Annotated in this window: 22 protein-coding genes; 10 read left to right on the top strand and 12 right to left on the bottom strand. The window is 62.8% G+C overall.

The window, feature by feature from the left end:
* Positions 1-829 precede the first annotated feature (829 nt).
* From QCE64_RS35440 to QCE64_RS35400, 9 genes are all read right to left on the bottom strand, one after another.
* Positions 830-1,822, bottom strand: a complete 993-nt coding sequence (locus QCE64_RS35440; protein ID WP_310008908.1) for a sugar-binding protein — start codon at positions 1,820-1,822, stop codon at positions 830-832.
* A 21-nt stretch (positions 1,823-1,843) separates the two neighbouring features.
* A complete protein-coding gene (locus QCE64_RS35435; protein WP_309813138.1) occupies positions 1,844-2,869 on the bottom strand; it encodes an ABC transporter permease in 1,026 nt (341 codons plus the stop codon).
* 24 nt (positions 2,870-2,893) lie between these two features.
* A complete protein-coding gene (locus QCE64_RS35430) occupies positions 2,894-3,634 on the bottom strand; it encodes an ATP-binding cassette domain-containing protein (protein ID WP_309927826.1) in 741 nt (246 codons plus the stop codon).
* 209 nt (positions 3,635-3,843) lie between these two features.
* Positions 3,844-4,593, bottom strand: coding sequence for an IclR family transcriptional regulator (locus QCE64_RS35425; RefSeq protein ID WP_309927828.1), 750 nt, complete (start codon positions 4,591-4,593; stop codon positions 3,844-3,846).
* A gap of 11 nt (positions 4,594-4,604) precedes the next feature.
* A complete protein-coding gene (locus QCE64_RS35420; protein ID WP_309936035.1) occupies positions 4,605-5,357 on the bottom strand; it encodes an amino acid ABC transporter ATP-binding protein in 753 nt (250 codons plus the stop codon).
* Positions 5,354-5,998: an amino acid ABC transporter permease gene (locus QCE64_RS35415; protein WP_309927834.1), complete on the bottom strand. Its 645-nt coding sequence runs from the start codon at positions 5,996-5,998 to the stop codon at positions 5,354-5,356. The genes QCE64_RS35420 and QCE64_RS35415 overlap by 4 nt, the downstream gene beginning before the upstream one ends.
* A gap of 11 nt (positions 5,999-6,009) precedes the next feature.
* On the bottom strand, positions 6,010-6,735 hold the full coding sequence (locus tag QCE64_RS35410) for an amino acid ABC transporter permease (protein ID WP_309927835.1): 726 nt from the start codon (positions 6,733-6,735) through the stop codon (positions 6,010-6,012).
* A 13-nt stretch (positions 6,736-6,748) separates the two neighbouring features.
* On the bottom strand, positions 6,749-7,618 hold the full coding sequence (locus QCE64_RS35405) for a transporter substrate-binding domain-containing protein (RefSeq protein ID WP_310008906.1): 870 nt from the start codon (positions 7,616-7,618) through the stop codon (positions 6,749-6,751).
* A 239-nt stretch (positions 7,619-7,857) separates the two neighbouring features.
* Complete coding sequence (locus QCE64_RS35400) at positions 7,858-8,748, bottom strand: LysR family transcriptional regulator (RefSeq protein WP_310008904.1); 891 nt, start codon at positions 8,746-8,748, stop codon at positions 7,858-7,860.
* A gap of 99 nt (positions 8,749-8,847) precedes the next feature.
* On the opposite strand from QCE64_RS35400, the gene QCE64_RS35395 reads away from it, so the two are divergent.
* The 3 genes from QCE64_RS35395 (at position 8,848) to QCE64_RS35385 (ending at position 10,361) form a co-directional block, all read left to right on the top strand.
* Positions 8,848-9,246, top strand: coding sequence for a 4-oxalocrotonate tautomerase family protein (locus QCE64_RS35395; protein WP_310008912.1), 399 nt, complete (start codon positions 8,848-8,850; stop codon positions 9,244-9,246).
* 21 nt (positions 9,247-9,267) lie between these two features.
* Positions 9,268-9,456: a hypothetical protein gene (locus QCE64_RS35390; RefSeq protein ID WP_309927840.1), complete on the top strand. Its 189-nt coding sequence runs from the start codon at positions 9,268-9,270 to the stop codon at positions 9,454-9,456.
* A gap of 122 nt (positions 9,457-9,578) precedes the next feature.
* Positions 9,579-10,361, top strand: a complete 783-nt coding sequence (locus QCE64_RS35385) for an alpha/beta hydrolase (protein WP_310008903.1) — start codon at positions 9,579-9,581, stop codon at positions 10,359-10,361.
* A 19-nt stretch (positions 10,362-10,380) separates the two neighbouring features.
* Here QCE64_RS35385 and QCE64_RS35380 read toward each other — a convergent pair whose 3' ends face one another.
* Entirely contained in the window at positions 10,381-11,268 is an 888-nt protein-coding gene (locus tag QCE64_RS35380) for a LysR family transcriptional regulator (protein ID WP_310008901.1), read from the bottom strand.
* On the opposite strand from QCE64_RS35380, the gene QCE64_RS35375 reads away from it, so the two are divergent.
* The 3 genes from QCE64_RS35375 (at position 11,252) to QCE64_RS35365 (ending at position 13,668) form a co-directional block, all read left to right on the top strand.
* Entirely contained in the window at positions 11,252-11,920 is a 669-nt protein-coding gene (locus QCE64_RS35375) for a helix-turn-helix domain-containing protein (protein ID WP_309927847.1), read from the top strand. The two genes, QCE64_RS35380 and QCE64_RS35375, sit on opposite strands and share 17 nt — an antisense overlap.
* A gap of 103 nt (positions 11,921-12,023) precedes the next feature.
* Positions 12,024-13,397: a DEAD/DEAH box helicase gene (locus tag QCE64_RS35370; RefSeq protein ID WP_310008899.1), complete on the top strand. Its 1,374-nt coding sequence runs from the start codon at positions 12,024-12,026 to the stop codon at positions 13,395-13,397.
* Between the two features lie 19 nt (positions 13,398-13,416).
* A complete protein-coding gene (locus QCE64_RS35365; protein WP_309936028.1) occupies positions 13,417-13,668 on the top strand; it encodes a hypothetical protein in 252 nt (83 codons plus the stop codon).
* Positions 13,669-13,751: 83 nt separating this feature from the next.
* On the opposite strand, the gene QCE64_RS35360 is transcribed toward QCE64_RS35365, so the two are convergent.
* Positions 13,752-14,777 (bottom strand): AraC family transcriptional regulator, encoded by a 1,026-nt coding sequence (locus QCE64_RS35360; protein ID WP_309927852.1) that lies wholly within the window; start codon positions 14,775-14,777, stop codon positions 13,752-13,754.
* A gap of 149 nt (positions 14,778-14,926) precedes the next feature.
* Between QCE64_RS35360 and QCE64_RS35355 the strand changes: the two genes are divergently transcribed.
* The 4 genes from QCE64_RS35355 to QCE64_RS35340 are packed head-to-tail and all read left to right on the top strand — an operon-like array spanning position 14,927 to position 18,827.
* The gene (locus QCE64_RS35355; protein WP_310008897.1) at positions 14,927-15,865 is read left to right on the top strand and encodes a 3-keto-5-aminohexanoate cleavage protein; all 939 of its coding nucleotides are present in this window, start codon (positions 14,927-14,929) and stop codon (positions 15,863-15,865) included.
* Positions 15,866-15,912: 47 nt separating this feature from the next.
* Positions 15,913-17,256 carry an MFS transporter gene (locus QCE64_RS35350; protein ID WP_309927854.1) on the top strand — a complete coding sequence of 448 codons (1,344 nt, stop codon included), beginning with the start codon at positions 15,913-15,915 and terminating at the stop codon, positions 17,254-17,256.
* Between the two features lie 23 nt (positions 17,257-17,279).
* Complete coding sequence (locus QCE64_RS35345; RefSeq protein WP_309927856.1) at positions 17,280-18,020, top strand: beta-ketoacyl-ACP reductase; 741 nt, start codon at positions 17,280-17,282, stop codon at positions 18,018-18,020.
* Positions 18,021-18,035: 15 nt separating this feature from the next.
* Positions 18,036-18,827 (top strand): SDR family oxidoreductase, encoded by a 792-nt coding sequence (locus QCE64_RS35340; RefSeq protein ID WP_310008895.1) that lies wholly within the window; start codon positions 18,036-18,038, stop codon positions 18,825-18,827.
* A 14-nt stretch (positions 18,828-18,841) separates the two neighbouring features.
* Here the strand turns inward: QCE64_RS35340 and QCE64_RS35335 are convergent, their stop codons facing one another.
* Positions 18,842-20,344 (bottom strand): CoA-acylating methylmalonate-semialdehyde dehydrogenase, encoded by a 1,503-nt coding sequence (locus tag QCE64_RS35335; protein WP_310008893.1) that lies wholly within the window; start codon positions 20,342-20,344, stop codon positions 18,842-18,844.
* Positions 20,345-20,367 lie beyond the last annotated feature (23 nt).

Raw genomic sequence — 20,367 nt, 5'->3', positions numbered from 1 at the left:
GGCGGAACCGGCTCGCGAGGCATGGCAACGTAAGCAAGCAGCACGTGTATTGTCAGCGCTCCGAATTGCCCGGCGTAGGCCGATAAATCTGAAAAAAAAGCCTCGCACGAGGCGAGGCGCAAAAATCAGAGGCGTGCCTGTTGCCAGTCCGTGGCGCGACGGAACGATCACGCGGGACCTGGGATCGGTGCCTCTCAGGGAGGCGAGGACAGGTCAGCCAAGCGCGGCGACCTCGATTGCAATGAGCCCGCGCAGCTTGCTTGCGTGGTGAATCGTGATCGAGCACGTCGCCGGAAGCTGACTCAGGTACGCGCGGATAGCAGGGGGGCGGGTGGAATACGGGTATGGATTGCGGTGCCTCTGACGCTCACGGGTTCGCCCTTTTGTGGTGAGGGCCCGCGTCCCTCTCGAAGAGAGGCGACGGGCCAATAGCAGAGTTGAGCGTCTGGAGCGACGATGAACCCAAATCGCTCTGCACCCTCTACTACGGCCCGCCATTGAACGGTCGGACACGATGCACGTCCGTGCAAGGACGTGAGAGATCGGAAACCTGCGAATTCAACCGCCTCGCCCTTGACAGGCGAAGCAGGGTTCTTCTCATTTGCGGCTCACAGGTCGCTTAAAGCCTGCTTCCGCGATGCACTCGCCGAACCGCAAAAACTACGCACAATCGCGCCTAATTGCACTGAGAAGATTCTGAGTCTTGCGATGCGTTGAATGTGCGTGATTCGCTGCCCGTTGTCCATACTTGTGACGCGATCGCGCAAGGGTTTGGCGCACGCGGTGAAACGATGATGAACACGGTACGCCGCGCGCCGGGCTTCTCTGCTCAATGTTTGAGGCACGTATCAACATTCTTCCACGTACACGTGTCAAGCCCCGTATGCACGATCGGCTTCACCGTCTTGCCCTCCGCAAGATCACGCATCACCATCGCCGCCTGATAGCCCATCTCCTCCGGACGCTGACCCACCAGCACATTCACCTTGTGGTCCTTCAAAGCCTGCAGTTCAGGCGCAAGCGTATCAGCCGACACAATCACGAACTTGCCGCTCCGGATCTTGTCCATGATCGGCGCAACCACCTGCGAATAGGCCTGCGGCGCAAACAGCGGCCAGCCACCCTCCAGCACGAACGCATCAAGACCACTGGCGTTCGCCGTCAGCGTGTCCTGCATCATCTGGTTCGCTTTCGCCGCATCATCATTCACGTAGAGCGGGCACGCGCTGATCTCGTTCCAGCCATTCTCGCCCGCCAGCTTCGAGACACCTTTCTTGCCCGCCAACGCATCGCGCGTCCCCTGAGCCCTCTGATTGATGTTCTCAGCAGCCGGGTTGCCCATCACCAGACATATCTTTCCACCCTTCGGCATCAACGTCTTCAACTGCTCGCCAAGCTTCACCCCCAGGTCGTAGTTGTCCGTGCCGACATAGCTCTTGCGCAACGACTGGTCCTTCGGCAACAAATCCGCATCCGCAGTGATGACCGGAATCTTGCTGCCACGCCGGCGAATCACTTCGGCAATCGCCGGCGCATTCGATGGCGAAATCGCAATCGCTGCCACGCCCTTCGTCAGCAAGTCGTCGATGATCTGCACTTCCGCGCTTTCGTCAGCCGCCGTCGCCGGCCCCGTGTAGTAGCACGTATAGCCTTGCTTGCTCAGCTCCTTGTTCGCCCGGTCGCAGCCCTGATGCATGAGATCGAAATAGGGGTTGTCGAGGCCCTTCACCACCAGGGCCAAGGTCTTGTCCGCCGCGTGGGCAGGTGAGGCCAGCATCGCCAGGCTTCCCAGCGCAGCAAGGTACACCAATGCTTTCTTCATTTTCGTCTCCAGTAAGACAGCTCAGTCCGTCTGCCGGTCGCCGCCGAGCCGGTTGAAAAGCACCGCGACAATGATGAAGGAGCCCACCACCGTTCCCTGCCAGAATGAATCGACACCGAGCAGGATCAGGCTGTTGCGGATGACCTCGATCAGCGCCGCCCCGACGACCGTACCGAACGCGCTGCCCATGCCGCCCATCAGATTCGTGCCGCCGATCACCGTAGCCGCAATCACGCGCAGTTCGTCGCCCGTGCCGAGACCCGTCGTCACCGCGCCGAGCCAGCCAACCTCGAGGATCGCGGCGACACCCGCCATCAAGCCAGCCAGCACGTACACCGAGCAGATCACACGGCGCACCGGCACGCCGGTCAGGTTCGCTGCATGACGATTGCCGCCGACCGCGAAGACATAGCGGCCCCAGCGCGTCCAGCCAAACGCAAACCAGAACAGCAGCGCGAGCACGACGAGAAACCACACCGGATTGGCGACGCCGAGCGTCGATCCGCCGCCGAGCGCGAGCAGCTTGCTGCCGTCGGGACCGAAATCGAAGATGGTGCGGCTGCGGGATATGACGAGCGCGAGACTGCGGCCGACGCTCAGCATGCCAAGCGTCACGACGAAAGGCTGCATGTTGAGATAGGCGATCAGGAAGCCATTCACCAGGCCGACGAGACCCGCGGTCAGCAAGCCCATGCCGATGCCGGCCCACAACGGATAGCCGGCGTTCATGACCACCGACAGCACGACGCCGCTGAGGCCGATGGTCGATCCGACCGAAATGTCGATGCCGCCCGTGACGATCACCGCCATCATGCCGAGCGCGACGATGGCGACGAACGCGAAGTTGCGCGTGACGTTGAACAGGTTCTGCGACGTGGCGAATGTCGAGGTCGCCAGAGACAGCACGATGCAGGCAACGATCGTCGCGAGCACCACCCAGAACACCTGGCTTGCAAGCATGCCGGACCAGCGCGTATGCGTCCGCGCTGACTGCGGATCATCGAGCACGACCGGAATCGGGTTCGGCCTCTGTTGGGCATCCTTCAAGTGAGGTCTCCAGGCGGTGAAAAGTCAGGCGACGGCGATGGCTCCGGTAATGAGACCGGTCACTTCTTCCGGCGATGTGTTGCCCGTCGGCTTGTCGGACACCTTGTGGCCCCGCCGCATGACGACCACGCGGTGCGCCACGGCAAACACGTCGGGCATGCGATGACTGATCAGAATGACCGCGATGCCATGTTCGGACAGCCGGCGAATCAGGTCGAGCACCTCGGCCACCTGACGCACGCTGATCGCGGCGGTCGGTTCGTCCATGATGACGAGCCGCGCTTCCGACAGACGCGTGCGCGCAATTGCCACGGCCTGCCGCTGACCACCCGACATCTGCCGCACGAGATCGCGGGGACGCGTTTCGGATTTCAATTCACGAAAGAGTTCGCCGGCCCGCTGATACATGGTGGCGTGATCGAGGACGCGGAAAGGCCAGACGCCGATGCGCGGTTCCCGGCCCAGAAAGACGTTGGCGGCGGCCGTCAGGTTGTCGCATAGCGCGAGGTCCTGATAGACGACCTCGATGCCCTGGGCGCGCGCATCGACAGGCTTGCTGAAGTGCACCGGCTGGCCGCTCATGCGGATCTCGCCCTGCGATGGCGGGAAATTCCCGGCGATGATCTTCACGAGCGTCGACTTGCCGGCGCCGTTGTCGCCCATCAGACCCACCACCTCGCCGGGCTCGAGGCTGAATGTCACGTCGGTCAAGGCCTGTATCGCGCCGAAGTGCTTCGAAACCTCCTTGAGTTCGAGAAGACTCATGGACGGGCGGGCTCGCGGTGGAGTCGTCCATGCTGCGGCGCGGGCGACGGTTGGATTCGCTGACTAGCTATTTTTTTAGAGCATGGCGCCCCTTTTAGCAAGGCACTTTCAATCAGCGCTTTCCCGAGGCCCGGCAGCGTCGCGAACGCCTTGTGTCCTGACTCGCATCTTACAGGCTTGCCGCAAGCAGTCGAAGCCTTACATTCCCCTCAGCGCTGCGACAGCGCCTGCGCCGATTGCAGCAGATCGTCCAGCATCGACTGACGGCGTTCAGGGTCCGTGTCGCGGCCCGTCATGAAGCACAGCGCGGCGATCGGAATGCCCATGCGGTCGCGCACGGGCGCGGCCATGCAGAGGCGGAACGCATTGGACAGACCTTCCGTGCAGCAATAGCCCAGTGCTTTCGCGTGCTGCACGTCGCGCATGAATTGGTCGAAATCGATGCGCACGCCGTTGTCGAGCACGAAGTCATCGGCGGGAATCAGCGCGCGGATGGCGTCCGCGTTCATGTGGCCGAGCAACAGGCGTCCGGTCGCGGTCCACGGAATGGGCACGCGCACGCCGATATCCGAGCTGATGTTGAAGGGACGCGCACTGTTCTCCGATAACACCACCGCGTACTTGTTTCCTTCGAGCATGCACAGCTGCGTGGTCTCGTCGTACTTGCGTACGAGCGCGAGAATGGACTGATGCGCGCGGCTGATGAGGTCGTTGTGCGCCGCGTAGTCCGAGCCGTAGTAATGCATCTCGCGTCCGAAGAACACACTGCCGTCCGCCGATGTTTCGAGCCAGCCCACGTCGGCGAGAATGGCAACCAGTTCATAGATGCTCGAACGCGGCGAGCCGGTCGCTTCGATCAGCTCGCGCATCGTCATGGGCCGCTGCGCATGATGCAGCTTCCTGAAGATATCGATGACACGGTCCACGCCTCGCGCGCGCGACGATTCCGTTGCTGCCATTCGCTCAGCCTTCAATGGTCGAGTACACGGCTGAGAAACTGCCGCGTGCGTTCGTTCGCCGGGTTGACGAAGATGTCCTCGGGACCGCCTTGCTCCGCAATCACGCCCTTGTCCATGAACACGACGCGATCCGCCGTCTTGCGCGCAAAGCCCATCTCGTGGGTGACGACGACCATCGTCATGCCGTCGCGCGCCAGGCCGCGCATCACTTCCGTCACCTCGCCGACGAGTTCGGGATCGAGTGCGGACGTGGCTTCATCGAAGAACATGATGCCCGGTTCGACCGCCAGCGCGCGCGCAATCGCGACACGCTGCTGCTGTCCGCCCGACAACTGGATTGGATAGTGCGAGGCACGGTCCGCGAGACCCACGCGGTCGAGCGTCTCCATGGCGCGGGTACGGGCGTCGGCGGGCGACATGCCGCGCGCCTTGATCAAGGCAAGCGTGACATTGCCGAGCGCGGTCTTGTGCGGGAACAGATTGAACTGCTGGAACACCATGCCGACGTGGCCGCGAATTTCGCGCGCGCGCTTCGGATCGTGCATCGGCACGTCATTGACCCAGACCTGGCCGGAGTCCGTCGTCTCCAGTCCGGCCATGATGCGCAGCACCGTGCTCTTGCCCGAACCGGATGCGCCAATCAGCACGAGCACTTCGCCCGCGCGCACGTCGAGATTGATGTCGTTGAGCACGCGCGTCGCGCCGAATGCCTTGCTCACGCCCGTCAGTGAAATGACGGGCTTGTTCTGGAGGGAATCGCTCACGTCAGTCTCCGGCGGTCATGATGGCGCACCCATTGCGAAAGCGGGAAGCACACGATGAAATAGATCAGCGCGACGAGTCCGTAGATCTCCACCGGCTTGCCGATGCGATCCACGATCGCCTGGCCGCCGTGCATCAGTTCGGACATGCCGATCATGCTGACGATCGACGTATCCTTGATGAGCGACAGATACTGACCGACGAGCGGCGGCAGCACGATGCGTCCGGTCTGCGGCAGCACGACCGAGGTGAAGGCCTGCATGCGCGACAGACCAAGGATCTGCGAGACTTCCCACTGTCCCTTCGGCACCGACTCGATGCCCGAGCGGAAGACTTCCGCGATATACGCGCCCTGATACACGCTCAGGCCGATCACGCCCGCTGCAAAGACATCGATGGCGTAGCCGAAGTACGAGACGCCGAAGTAGATGAACATCAGCGTGATGAGCACGGGCGTGCCGCGAAACAACTCCGTATAGAGCTTTGCGATGCGGTCCGTTCCCCACGGCCCGAACGAACGCAGCACGGCGGCAAGCAGGCCGATGAGCGTGCTTCCGACGATCGCCGCAAGCGACAGCAGCAGCGTCGTCACGAGCCCTTGCAGCAGGATCGACAGACTGTTTTTCAGCAGCTCGAGTGACATGGCTCAATCCCTTATGCACTTTTCGCACGATTCGCACGACGCAGCGAGAATCCCGCCCCGCGCGCGCCCGGCCTCACGATGAGCGGCGGATGAAACATGCGCGCGCCGAGCTGACTGGCAATCCACGACAGCACATTGCTCAGCACCAGATACGCGACCAGCACGACCGCGAACGTCTGGACGTACAGGAGCGTGCGCGAATTGATGACGGTGGCGGTGCCGGTGAGTTCGGGCAACGCAATGGCCGACAGCAGCGACGTACCGAGCAGCAACTGGATCAGATAATTGACGATGGCCGGATACACCGCGCGCGCTGCCTGCGGCAGCACGATCTCCCTGAAGATCTGCCCGCGTTCCAGCCCGAGAATGCCGGCTGCCTCGATCTGTCCGCGCGGCACGGACTGCATGCCCGCGCGAAACACTTCCGACAGATACGCGCCCACGTTCACGCCCAGCGCGATGACACCGGCCCAATAGGCATCGAGCGCGATGCCCATCGACGGCAAGCCGAAGAACACGATGAAGATCTGCAGCAGCACCGGCGTATTGCGGATGGCTTCGACATAAGCCCGCGCGATGAACCGCACGATGGACGACGGCGACATGCTGGCGAGCGCCGCGATCAGCCCGAGCGCAAGCGCCAGCACGAACGACAGCAACGTGACCTGCAAGGTCAGCCAGCCGGCCTTGAGGAACTCGGGGACATAGCCCCATAGCGTCATCCATTGATAGCTCATGTGCGCCTCCGCGTCAGAACTGCGGATTGAGCGGATATTTCGGATCCACGCCGAACCACTTCTTGTACAACTGCGCATTCAGCTTCGATGCATTGATGTTGAACAGGAACAGGTTCAGGTAGTTGAGCCACGCCTGGTCGCCTGCCTTCACGCCGAACGCGTTGTATTCGAGCGGCACAAGTGCTTCGTTGGTCACGGCCAGTTCCGGATCGAGCTTTGCCTGATACGCGAGGAAGTTGTTGTCCTCGATCATGGCATCGGCCTGGCCTTGCTTGACGGCGAGAATGGCCGCCTGCGAACTGTCGTATTCCTGGATCTTGACGGGGATGCCCATCGAGCGGACTTCGTCGCCGTTGGTCGAGCCCTTGACCGTGGCGATGGTGCGCCCGCTCATGTCCTTCGCCGACTGGATGCCGCTGCGCTTCTTCACGAGCATCGCTTCGCTGGCCACCACGTAGGGCGAGGTGAATTCGACGACCTTCGCGCGTTCGAGGTTGCGCGTGAAGTTGCAGAACACGACATCGACCTTGGCGGTCTGCAGGTTCGGGATACGGTTCGCGCTGGTCGTGTTCACGACTTCGAGCTTCACGCCCATCTGCTTCGCGAGTTCCTTGGCGAGGTCGACGTCATAGCCATCCGGATTGCCGTCCTTGTCGTAGAAGCCGAACGGCGCGAACGTGAGGCAGTCGCCGACGCGCAGCGTGCCGCGCTGAAGCACGGCTTGTAGCGTCGATGCGGGGGCCGCCGCGGATGAACCCTGCTCGGGCGTCGCCACTTTCGTGCAGGCGGAGAGGGCGAGGAGTCCGCTCGCGGCGGTTGCGGCGAGCAGTAAGACGGCCTTCGTGCTCGTGGTGCCCTTGGTGCCTTTGGTGGCGAGCTTCATGTTCAGATCCTGGTCGAGGGGGTGGTCTGAGGAACCGCTCCCGGCTTGGCCGCGCGTTGGCGACCTTGATGTCGAAGCGCTAATGTGTCCGGTATATCGGACAGCTATCTGGCGAGCCGGATTGATGCCAGAGTGTTGGACGTAAAAAAGGACTGTGCAAGCGGCCAGAACCCTTATTGCGTTTTGGATTTTGTTGGGCTAACTGGCGATCGCGCTTTTATCCCGGCAACCGATTCGGCCTACGCGCGTTCCGTAAAGTGCCTGGTCACGACCGCTGCCAATTCCTGCAATTCCGACTTCTCATCGAAACGCTCCTCGCGCCGTGACCTGAGGAAGAAGCGGGCCTTCGGAAGGGACGGAAGAGCAGGTTTCGACAACGTCCGAAGTCCGGGCCGCGCGGCCGCGGAGGCGTTAAGACAACCCACGCCGAGCCCGGCTTCCAGGGCGGCGGTGAGGCCCTCGACGCCGGACGCGATATGACTCACGTAGAAAGGAATGCCTTTTTTCTGCAGGCTGTCCACCGCCAGCCGATGCAGGGAACAGAACTCGGGCAGAAGGACGAGTGGCACGGGGCGCCCGCGAGGCAAATCCGGGCGGCCTGCGGCCGTCACCCATTGCAGCGGCTCGACACCGAGCTCCGTGCTGTCGTTCGAGCGGCGCGACTTCGCGCCGGTCAGGCTCATCAGCAACGCAAGATCGATTTCGCCGCGCTCGTACGCGGACTGAATGTCGGAAGTCATGCCGACCAGGCTGCGCAGCCGGATCCGCGGACAGTCCGTCACGGCTCGCGCGAGCAGTTGTCCGAGATCCGCGCTGCGGAAGTACCCCGTCACACCGATTCCGACTTCAATGTCCTCGGGAATCTCATGCATGTCGCGCCACGCGGCCTCCGACAAGCCAACGATCCTCCTTGCATGGCGCAGCAGCTGAACGCCTGCCGCAGTAGGCGTGACGCCGCTCTTGGCGCGCAGCAGCAGCGTCTGGCCGGCCCGGGCCTCCAGCTTGGCCAGTTGCTCGCTCAAGGCCGATTGCGACAGGCTGCGCGCCGGCGCAGCCGCCGTGATGCTCCGCGCGTCCACCGCGGCAATAAACGACTTCAGCTGTTCGACGTCGAATGCGTGCATTTTCATCCCCCGGATTTCCCGATGGATGTTAGCTCATCTTCCCGCTTTTCGGGAGCGTCGATGACGCGCACCATGAACACATCCAATCACACACAGGAGCGAACCATGCCTCACATCACGATTCAACTTTCGGGATCCCGTGACCGCGCGCTGGGCCGGCGAGCAGCGGAAGCGGTCAGCCAGTTGACCGCGGACATTCTCGGCAAGAAGCCTTCCGACATGGCCGTGACGCTTGACTACATCGCCGATGAGGATTGGCTGGTGGGTGGGAAGAGCCTGGCTGAACTGTCGGCGGCATCGTATTTCGTCGAGGTGAGCATCACCGACGAGACGAATACCAAGGCGGAAAAGGCGGAGTTCATCCGCCAGGTGCACGAAGCGATGCGCGGCTTGCGCGCGGCTGTCCATGAAGTCTCGTACGTTTATCTGATCGACGCTCGCGCTACTGCTTATGGGTTCGGCGGACGGACGCAAGAGTGGCGGCATCAGCAGGCAGGCGTCTAAGCGCACTTCAGGGAGAGAGCCATGCTCGGAGACATCCTGGAAACGATCGGCTCACTGGGCGTGTTGGCCAGTGCGATGGTCCACTACAGCATTGCCGTCAGCGGTCGTGGTCAGGCGCCGGCGGAAGATCCGGGCGGTTACCTGGATCGTCGACAAGGAGCGTGTATCGACGATTCAGGCGCGGCGCACGACCGCGCTTCCGACCACTGACCGGGTCGGTCATTTGACCGATACCCGGCGCAGGAGTCGGATGCGATCGTGCATGCATTCCAGGCAACGAATCGCAGCATGACGTCGCCCTGACTGTCAGTCTTATCAAGAGGAGCATCCCTATGAAGTTGAAAGCACGTGCGGTCGCCGCCATGACGTGTATCGCGCTGTTCACTGCGAGTCCTGCTTTCGCGCAAACCGGCCAGGCTTCAGCGTGTGCTTCGGTCAGGAACGTGGTGTTGGTGCACGGGCTTTTCGCAGACGGTTCGAGCTGGATGAAGGTCATTCCGCTCTTGCAAGCCAAAGGACTGCACGTCACTGCCGTACAAAACCCGACCACCTCGCTGGATGCGGACGTTGCCGCCGTCAAGCGCGTCCTGGCCCAGCAGGACGGTCCGACGCTGCTGGTCGCTCATTCGTACGGCGGCATGGTGATCAGCCAGGCGGGCGACGATCCCAAGGTATGCGGGCTCGTCTACGTCGCCGCGCGCGCACCCGATGCCGGCGAGGACTACACGGCTCTCACGAAGACATTCCCGGCCGCGCCTGCGTCGGCAGGATTGCAGTGGTCGGTTGACGGCTATGGCAGTTTGTCAGAGCAGGCGTTCATCGACGACTTCGCGGGAGATCTCCCCAAGCCGGAAGCGAAGGCCTACTTTGCCGTTCAGCAGCCCATGGGGCGGGCAATCACATCGGCGAGAACGACCGTCGCCGCATGGCGCGACAAGCCGACATGGTACGTGGTGTCCACCGAAGACCGCACCATCAATTCCGATCTCGAGCGCTTCATGGCCAGGCGCATGCACGCGCACACCGTCGAGATCAAGGCGAGCCACATCGTGCTGATATCGCATCCGAAGGAAGTCGCAGATCTGATTCTCGATGCCGTGGGTGAGAAAAACTGAGGCGACGAGCGTACTTGATTCACCTTCCTGCCGCGACCCGAGCCACGCCTCGAGGCCCGCAAAGCGTCTCCACGAGATCGACGCGGTGCCTGTTCCCGACGAGTGCGCCTTTGCGAAAGCAGACCCGATGATGACGGGCCGCCCAGGGCTCCTTCAGTTCCACGACGGTGACGTTCCCCGGTTTCCGTTTGCCGATCGCGGATCCCGGAACGATGCTGATGCCGGCGCCCGACGCAACCAGTCGCAGCACCGCATCGAAACTTGCGACTTGCACCCGTACGTCGAGGCCGCCGCCCAGCGCAGCGGCCTGACTCATGAGATAGGTGTGAAGCGCCGAGCCATTTTGCTGGCATATCCACGGCTCGCCGAAGCACTCGGTGAAGCGCACCGCGCCACGCCGCGCCAGCCGGCTTTCTGACGGCGCCACCACGACGAAGCGGTCTTCGCGATAGGGCGGGAACTCGAGATCGGGATGGTCCGAGTCGACCGCCACCACACCCAGGTCAGCGCGACCCTGCAGGACCGCCACGATGATGTCGGTGCCGAGCCGCTCTTCCAGGGTGATGCGCACGGACGGACGTGCAGCGAAGAAGCGGGCGAGGTCGTCCGGCAGATGGAAATTGACGACGTTGTTGGCGAAGAAGGTCAGGTGCGTCGTCAATCCGAGCGCGTAGGGCGAGAGATCCGCATGCATCTGCTCGTGCCGCGCCACACAGTGCCGCACGGGTTCGAGCATCACATTGCCGGCCGCGGTCAAGGACACGCCCCGTGCCTGACGCACGAAAAGGGCGACGCCCAGTGCCTCTTCCAGTCTCTTCAGCCGAAGGAACAAGCCGAAGGAAGCGAAGTGGCTTTCGCCGGAAGAGAACCAGCATCGGCAGTGCCGTCGCGTGTCCGCGATCTGCAACGGCCTGTTTGCGCTGGGATCGGCGGGATTGCTCGACAACAAGCTGGTGACGACGCACTGGATGGACGTGCCTCGTCTGGCCAGCATGTTTCCGAAGGCCCGCATCGAGCCAGATCATATCTTCGTCCGCGATGGCAGCATCTATACGACGGCGGGCGTGACGGCGGGCATCGACCTGTCGCTCGCGATGATCGAGGACGACTTCGTGCGGCAGCTGGCGCTCGATGTCGCCAAGTGCCTGATCGTCTATCTCCGGCGCGCGGGCGGCCAGTCGCAATTCAGTCCGCTGCTGGAAACGCAGGCGTCGCCGGGATCGCAAACGGTCGCGGTGCAGCAATACATGCTCGATAACCTGCATGTCGGTCATTCGGTGACCTCGCTCGCCGAGCGCGTGCATATGAGTGCCCGCAACCTGTCGCGGATCTTTTCGAAGGACTGCGGCATCACGCCCATGACCTTCCTCGCCAATGCGCGAATCGACGCCGCGCGGCGCTATCTCGAGGCGACCGAACTACCGCCGCGTGAGATTGCCCGCCGCTGCGGCTTTGACGATACCGACGGATTTCGCCGCACGTTCCTGCGCCGCTTGCAAATCAATCCCGCGGAGTATCGTGACCGGTTCAGATCCAGGGCCGCGGGCGAGAAGGCTTGACGGGCTCCGGGCGCATGCCCACATCGCGCACGGTCGCCCGGACGGCGGTTCAATCCTGGCGGGTGCAGCCGTTAAAATGGCGGCTTTCGCCCGGATTCCGTTCATGTCGTTCGCCTCGCTTGGTCTGATCGACCCGCTGCTGAAAAACGCGCAGCGTCTCAACTACCAGACACCCACGCCAATCCAGCTCAAGGCGATTCCGGCCGTGCTCGATGGCCGTGACGTCATGGCTTCGGCCCAGACCGGGACAGGCAAGACGGCGGGATTTGCTCTGCCGCTGCTGCAACGGCTGGTGCAACAAGGCCCAAGGGTGTCGAGCAACCGTGCGCGCGTGCTGGTGCTGGTGCCCACGCGTGAGCTGGCTGAGCAAGTGCTGCAAAGCTTCACTGATTACGGCGCAGGGCTCGATCTACGCTTCCTCGCGGCTTACGGCGGTGTCAGCATCAACCCGCAGATGATGAAGTTGCGCAAGGGCGTGGATGTGCTCGTCGCCACGCCCGGCCGTCTGCTGGATCTCCATCGTCAGAACGCGGTGCAGTTCGATCAGGTGGAAACGCTCGTGCTCGACGAAGCCGATCGCATGCTCGACCTGGGTTTCGCGCGCGAACTCGACGCGGTCTGCGCCGCCTTGCCTGCCGCGCGGCAGACCCTCTTGTTCTCCGCCACCTTCACCGACGAGATCCGCGCCATGGCGGCGAGTCTTCTGCGCAGCCCGGTCGATATCAGCGTCAGCCCGCCCAATGTCACTGCAAGCAAGATCAGGCAATGGGTGGTGCCGGTCGATAAGCGGAACAAGCCCGATCTCTTCATGCACCTCGTAGCCGAGAAGAAGTGGACGCACGCGCTGGTGTTCGTCAAGACCCGCAACGGCGCGGACTATCTGTCGGTCATGCTGGACGAAGCCGGTTATGCGGTGGACACCATCCACGGCGACAAGCCGCAGCCCGCGCGTTTGCGTGCGCTGGAGCGGTTCAAGACGGGCGAGGTACAGATGCTGGTTGCCACCGACGTCGCCGCGCGCGGGCTGGACATCGATGCATTGCCGCTTGTGATCAACGTCGATCTGCCGATCAAGCCGCAAGACTATGTTCATCGTATTGGCCGTACCGGGCGGGCGGGATCGAGCGGCGTGGCCGTGTCCCTCGTCTGCGCCGATGAAGCGCCGCAGCTGGCCGCGATCGAAGCATTGATCGGGCAAACGTTGCGTCGCGAAGAGGTGCCGGGTTTCGAAGCCGATCACCGCGTACCGGAAACCAGTGCGACGGGCCAGATCATCAAGAAACCGAAGAAGCCGAAAAAGCCCAAGGTGTGGCAAGCAGCGGCTGGGGGTGAAGACACCAGCCTGTCGGGCCCGAACCCGTTCAGCGTAGCAAAGCCGCGGAGCAAACCGGCCGGCAAACCAACCGGCAAGCCGTCTGCGGCGTCCCGCAAGCCAGCGGACAAACCCGTGGGCGGCCGCGGCAAACGCCCACGTTGAACCAGTTCGAACGAGAAGCTTGCTGCGATCAACGGCCGCGTCGCAACTTACGATGCGCATGCGCGGCCACTACATTCCCGCCATCGCAGCGGCGATTCTTGGTCGCGACGGCGTCTGTCCATTGAGCTGGCCGGGCGACCGCTTCGATCTGGTGTGGGTCCTCGACCGAACCAACGGCACGGGACCGTGGAGCTTTTCGCAGGTTCCGCAGTTGCTGCTCGCGGGGGATCAGGCGAGCGTCATTTCGGTCAGCGCCGCCGCGCAGGAGTAATGGCTTCGATCTCGCCGGAAGCACTCCGTCATCGTTGTCCAGGGACATGGCTACTCTACTGCGACAGCAAAAACCATCGTGAATCAATCACGCAAATCCTCAACTCCCTTCCCAGTCCACCGCTTCAGCGCCCGGCGAAAATTCGCCGCGTCGCTGAAGCCGAGCAGCATCGCGATATCTTCCGTACTCATCTTGGTCGTCCTGAGATACTCCAGCGCAAGCGAGCGTTTGACATCATCGACGATAGCCTGAAACGTCGTGCCTTCGTCATTCAGCCGCCGCCTGAGCGTGCGTGAAGTCAGATGCATCGACTTCGCGACGGCTTCCATGTCCGGAAAGCTTCCGGGCGTGGACATCAGGCTCTGATACACCTCGCCCGAGATGCCGCTCGATGTCTTCGCCTGTCCTATCAAGCGGTCGCAGGTCTCCTGGAGCATGGCCGTCGTCAGCGGATGAGCCAGTTGCGGCTTGCGGCCGAGGATAGCGCTGTCGTAAATCAGCTCGCACTGGTCCTGTCCAAAGAGACATTCGCATCCGAGATACTCGGGGTAGATGTCCGCGTGCAAGGGCGCGGCGTACGAGAAACATGCTCTCACCGGCGGGCAGAGTCCGCCCGCCACGTCCTGAAGATGTGTCACGTGCTGGGTGTATTGCTGCTCGATGATGAATTCGCGCAACTCGCGCGACGGACTCGAAACGAACGCGTCGGGAAACGTCCACACCATGCGATCCGGATACTCGGTCCATTCGATCGCAACCGTGGGCGTGGCCAGGCTGTGATACTTCACGCCCAGCTTGAAATAGTCCCGCAACGACAGACACGACATGAGCGCATAGCCATACATGCCGTAGGCCGACAAGTGCAGCTTGCGGCCCACCTTGAACGGCGTCGCCGGTTCGCAGCCGAGCAGGACCGCATTGCGGCAGACGGTGGCGTACTGGCCGACCGAAGTCAGCACCGATGCGTCCTGGAGTTCACCCACGGTGACGCCCGAGCCGTTCAGGCTGTCTTCGGGCGCAATCCCTTGCTCCTCGAGCACCTCGACCAGCGCGGCGATCTTGTAAGGCGCGAACATGCGTTCGTTCAACGGCGGTCGGATGGTAGCCATGCTTGCCTGGTGTTTTCCAATGTCCTCTGATGACGTCCGGGTGTCCGAAAAAGACCTTTCCCCGGGCATGCTATCTCAATAACATTCCGGTCACAAGGCGCCACTCCGTGCGAGCGGCCGACCCAAAAAACGGAGACAAGGACACACCGATGAGCGATTCCGCCCGCAAGGTCATTATTTCTTGCGCTGTGACCGGCGCGACGCATGTGCCGACTATGTCGGAGCATCTGCCGATCACCCCCGCCCAGATCCGCGATCAGGCGATCGAGGCCGCCGCGGCAGGCGCCGCGATCATCCATCTTCATGCGCGTGATCCGCACGATGGCCGCCCGACGCCCAGTCCTGACATCTTCCGCCAGTTCGTGCCCGCGATTGCGGAAGCGACGGACGCGGTCATCAACATCACGACCGGCGGCAGCACCCGCATGACGCTCGAGGAACGGCTCGCTTATCCCTTGCTCGCCGCGCCGGAGATGTGTTCGCTCAATATGGGATCGATGAACTTCTCGATCCATCCGCTCGCAGCGAAGGTGTCGTCATGGCGCTACGACTGGGAGAAGGCTTATGTCGAAGGCATGGAGGACGGGATCTTCCGCAACACCTTCAAGGACATCCGCCACATCCTGCTCGAACTGGGCGGGCGAGGGACGCGCTTCGAGTTCGAGTGCTACGACCTCGGCCACCTCTACAATCTCGCGCATTTCGTCGATCAGGGCTTGATCAAGCCGCCGTTCTTCATTCAGTCGGTGTTCGGCATTCTGGGCGGCATGGGTGCGGATCCCGAGAACATGACTGTGATGCGTTCCACGGCCGACCGCCTGTTCGGACGCGAGAACTATCACTTCTCGGTGCTCGGCGCGGGCCGTCATCAGATGCCGCTCGTCACGATGAGCGCCATTCTCGGCGGCAACGTCCGCGTCGGGCTGGAGGATAGCGTCTACATCGCGAAAGGCGTCAAGGCCGAATCGAATGCGCAGCAAGTGCGCAAGATCCGCCGCATCCTCGAAGAGCTGTCGTTCGAGATCGCCACACCGGACGATGCGCGCGCCATGCTCGGCCTGAAAGGACGCGACACGGTTGCACCGTAAGACTTTCGATATTCAAAGACAGGGCGCAGACCCATCCTGGAGACACCATGAACCTCATCGACGATCTCGACAAGCTGCATCGCGTCGCCACGCACAAGGCGATGCAGCGGCTGATTCCCCTCATGTGTGCGATCTACTTCATGTCGTTCCTGGATCGCACGAACGTGGCGCTCGCGAAGGCGCAACTTGCCATCGATGTCGGCATCAGCGCGGCCGCATACGGACTGGGCTCGGGCATCTTCTTCATCGGCTATGCGCTGCTGGAAGTGCCGAGCAATCTCGCGGCGCACCGGGTCGGGCCGCGTCGATGGATTGCGCGCATCGCGGTGACATGGGGCATTCTCTCCACCGCGATGATGTTCGTGCAGGGCGAGTGGTCGTTCTACGTGCTGCGCGTGTTGCTGGGCATCGCCGAAGCCGGACTGTTCCCGGCGCTGATGTACATGGTCACGTTGTGGTTCGCGCCGAACGACAAGCCCGTCGTAGTAGGCTGGATCTATATCGCGCCGGCGCTTGCGCTGATGCTCGGCAGCCCGCTCGGCGGCGCGCTCATGCAGATGAACGGCCTTGGCGGCCTGCATGGCTGGCAATGGATGTTCATGATCGAAGGCATTCCGAGCGTGCTCGTGGGTATCCTGCTGTTCTTCAAGATGCCGGAACGTCCGCGCGATGCGCGCTGGCTGTCCGTCGATGAAGCCCGCGTGCTTGAAGCGCGCGCCGCCGCCGATGCGCACGCTCATCCCGAACTGACCTCATCCGACTGGATGGCCGCATTGAAGCGTCCCACGACGGTGCTGATGGGACTGATCTACTTCCTCAATCAGGTCGCGTTCGTCGGTCTGTATTTCTTCGCGCCCTCGATGATCCAGCAGATGCATGTGAAGACGCCATTGCTCGTCGGCGTGCTGTCCGCGAGTGTGGGTCTCGGCTTCCTGCTGGGTGTGCTCGTGCTGCCGCGGATTCATCGGCGCTACGGCAATGACTGCGCGTTTCTGGGCATGCTCACGGTCGGACTCATTGCAGGTGCGTGCGCGTTCATCGCTACATCGAGCCCCGCGGCGCGCATGGTGCTGCTTGCGGTCACCGCGTTCTTTGCCGGCGGCGTGCTGCCCTCGTACTGGTCGATTGCGATGAAGCGGTTGCACGGCATTCAGGCGGCGGCTGGGCTCGCATTCATCAATACGATCGGGCTGATCGGCGGTTTCGTCGGACCGTATCTGTTCGGACTGACTGAGACGGTCACCGGACGCAGCGACTCCGGCTTTTACATCATCCTGGTGGCATCCTTGCTCGGCCTGCTGCTGGTGCCGGTGTTCGCCCGGGCCATTCGCCGCGAAGCCGAAGCGTCGCCGCCGCCTGGCAACGCCAGCGCTGCCGGCGTGCATTCCTGAACCACTGACGCCAGAGAAAAAACATGAGACTACAAGACAAGGTTGCGTTGATCACGGGCGCGGGGCAGGGCATCGGCGCCGCCACAGCGCTCAAGTTCGCGCGCGAAGGCGCGGTGGTCGTCGCGTGCGATATCAACCCATCCTCGCTCAACGCGATCACCGAAGCATGTACGAACGCAGGCGCGCAGACGGCGGCGTACTGCCTCGATACTACCGACCGGCACGGCGTGGACGAAGTGATCGCGAGCGTGCTCGATCGCTTCGGCCGGATCGACGTGCTGGTAAACAACGCAGGCATCACGCGCGATGCACGTCTCCAGAAGATGACGCTCGACCAGTTCGACGCTGTCATCGACGTCAATCTGCGCGGAGTCTTCCACCTGAGTCAGGCGGTTTCACACGGGATGGTCGCGCGCGGTTCGGGCGTAATCCTGAACGCGAGTTCGGTCGTGGGCATCCATGGCAACTTCGGGCAGACCAACTACGCCGCATCGAAATTCGGCGTGATCGGATTCACGAAGACATGGAGCCGTGAACTGGGTCCGAAGGGCATTCGTGTGAACGCGGTCGCGCCCGGCTTTATCGACACGGCCATCCTGTCGACGATTCCCGAAGACGTGCTGCACAAGATGCGCGAGCAGGTTCCCCTGGCCCGGCTCGGGACAGCTGACGAGGTCGCGAACGTCTACGCCTTCCTGGCGAGCGACGAGGCCAGCTACATCAATGGCGCCGTCATCGAAGTGTCCGGCGGCATGACGCTCTAGAACTTTCTCCTTGCCATGAAACCTTTCGAACTGTTGAAGCCGCAGCCGGGTCTGCGGGTGTTGATCACCGGCGCGGCCTCGGGCATCGGCGCGGCGATGGCCCGCGCCTTTGTTGATGTGGACGCGCAAGTCGTGATCTGCGATGTCGATGCGGCCGCCGTCGAGCGCTTCACCTCGGCGAGCGCTTCGTTGTACGGCTGCGTTGCGGATGTCAGCGATGCGGCTCAGGTCGGGCAGGTCACGGCCCTGGCCGAACGCGCGCTGGGCGGACTGGATCTGCTGATCAACAACGCCGGCATTGCAGGGCCGACCGGAGCCATCGAAGAAATCGACGCGCAGCAATGGGAGCAAACCGTCACGACGAACCTGAACGGGCAGTTCAACTTCCTGCGCAAGGCCGTGCCGCTGATGAAAGCGACTTCGCAGCGTGCGGGCATCATTACGATGTCGTCCGTTGCAGGAAGGCTCGGCTACGCATTTCGCACGCCGTATGCCGCCATGAAGTGGGCGCTGGTTGGACTTACGCGATCCCTGGCCGTCGAACTGGGGCCCAGCGACATCCGGGTCAACGCCATTCTGCCGGGCGTGGTGGAGGGCGAGCGGATGGATCGCGTGATCGCGGCACGCGCCGAATCGCTCGGTGTGAGCGAGACGGCGATGCGTGACGAGTATCTGAAGAAGATCTCGCTGCGGCGCATGGTCACGGTCGACGATGTCTCCGCGATGGCGCTTTTTCTTGCATCGCCGGCGGCCCGCAATATCACGGGACAGGCAATCAGCGTCGATGGGAATGTCGAGTATCTGTGAGCGCGCGGCGCAGCTCAACGGTCTCTGCCGGCGTTATCCGGCCAGCGCTGGATGACGCTCTTGTAGTTCGTGTAGAAGCGCACGGCTTCTTCTCCGTGGGTGTGATGATCGCCAAACAGCGAGCGCTTCCAGCCGCCGAACGAATGCCACGCCGACGGCACCGGGCTGGGAACATTGATGCCCACCATGCCCACCTGGATCTGGCGAGAGAAGGCGCGCGCAGCGGCGCCGTCCGAGGTGTAGAGGGATACGCAATTGCCCAGTTCGTGCGCGTTGACGAGCGCGATGGCGCTGGCGAGATCGGGTACGCGCACGACCGACAGCACCGGCCCGAAAATCTCTTCGCGATAGATGCTCATGTCGGGCGTCACGTCATCGAAGAGCGAACCGCCGAGAAAGAATCCTTCCTCGTGGCCGCGCACGGTGTGTCCACGGCCATCGACCAGCAGCCTGGCGCCCGCCGCGACGCCGGCTTCGATATAACGTGTGACCTTGCTGCGATGAGCGGCGCTGATGAGCGGACCCATGTCCAGATCGGGCTCCATGCCGCCGCCGATCCTGAGTGAGCGCACGCGCGGAATGAGGCGCTCGACCAGTTCATCGCCGATAGCGCCGACCGCCACGGCCACCGATGTCGCCATGCAGCGTTCGCCTGCCGAGCCATACGACGAGTTGATCAAGGCATCGATCGTCTGGTCGAGATTGGCATCGGGCATCACGACCAGGTGATTCTTCGCGCTGCCGAGCGCCTGCACGCGCCTGGCGTGCCTTGCGCTTTCCGTATAGATGTACTCGGCCACGGGCGTCGAGGCGACAGCCGACACTGCCTTCACGTCGGGGTGGGCCATCAGCGCGTCGACGACCTCCCTGCTTCCATGCACGACGTTGAAGACGCCTTTCGGGAAGCCCGCCTCGAAGAACAGTTCGGCGAGCCGTATGGACGCCGATGGCGTGCGCTCGGAGGGCTTGAGGATGAAGGTATTGCCCGTGGCCGTTGCCATCACGAACATCCAGCACGGCACGACCACCGGAAAATTGAACGGCGTGACGCCCACCGCAACGCCGAGCGGCTGACGCAGATTCCATGCGTCGATGCCCACGCCGGTCTGATCGGTGAAGTCGGTCTTGAGCAGGTCGGGAATGCCGCAGGCGAATTCCACGATCTCCAGACCTCGCGACACTTCACCCCTGGCATCGTCGAACAGCTTGCCGTGATCGCGGGTAATGAGCTCCGCGACTTCGTCGGCGTGCGTCTCGAGCAGCGCCTTGAACTTGAACATCAGGCGCGCGCGAAGCAGCGGTGGCGTTTCACTCCAGGCCGGGAATGCGGCTTGTGCCGCGCTCACGGCGGCGGCAACTTCGTCCGGCGTCGCGACCGGCACGCGCGCGGATACGCGCCCTTGCGCGGGATCGAATACGTCGGAAAACGACCCGCTGGTGCCGGCGACCCGTCGACCGTCGATGAAATGGCCCAGCTCCCGCACCGTGGATGACTTCGAATCGCTCGCTTCGCTCATTGCTTCCTCCTGTCTGTCCTGCG

The organism is Caballeronia sp. LZ043 (assembly GCF_031451075.1).
In the GTDB taxonomy this organism is placed as follows: Bacteria; Pseudomonadota; Gammaproteobacteria; order Burkholderiales; family Burkholderiaceae; genus Caballeronia.
This window is presented reverse-complemented; position numbering and strand designations above follow the sequence as displayed.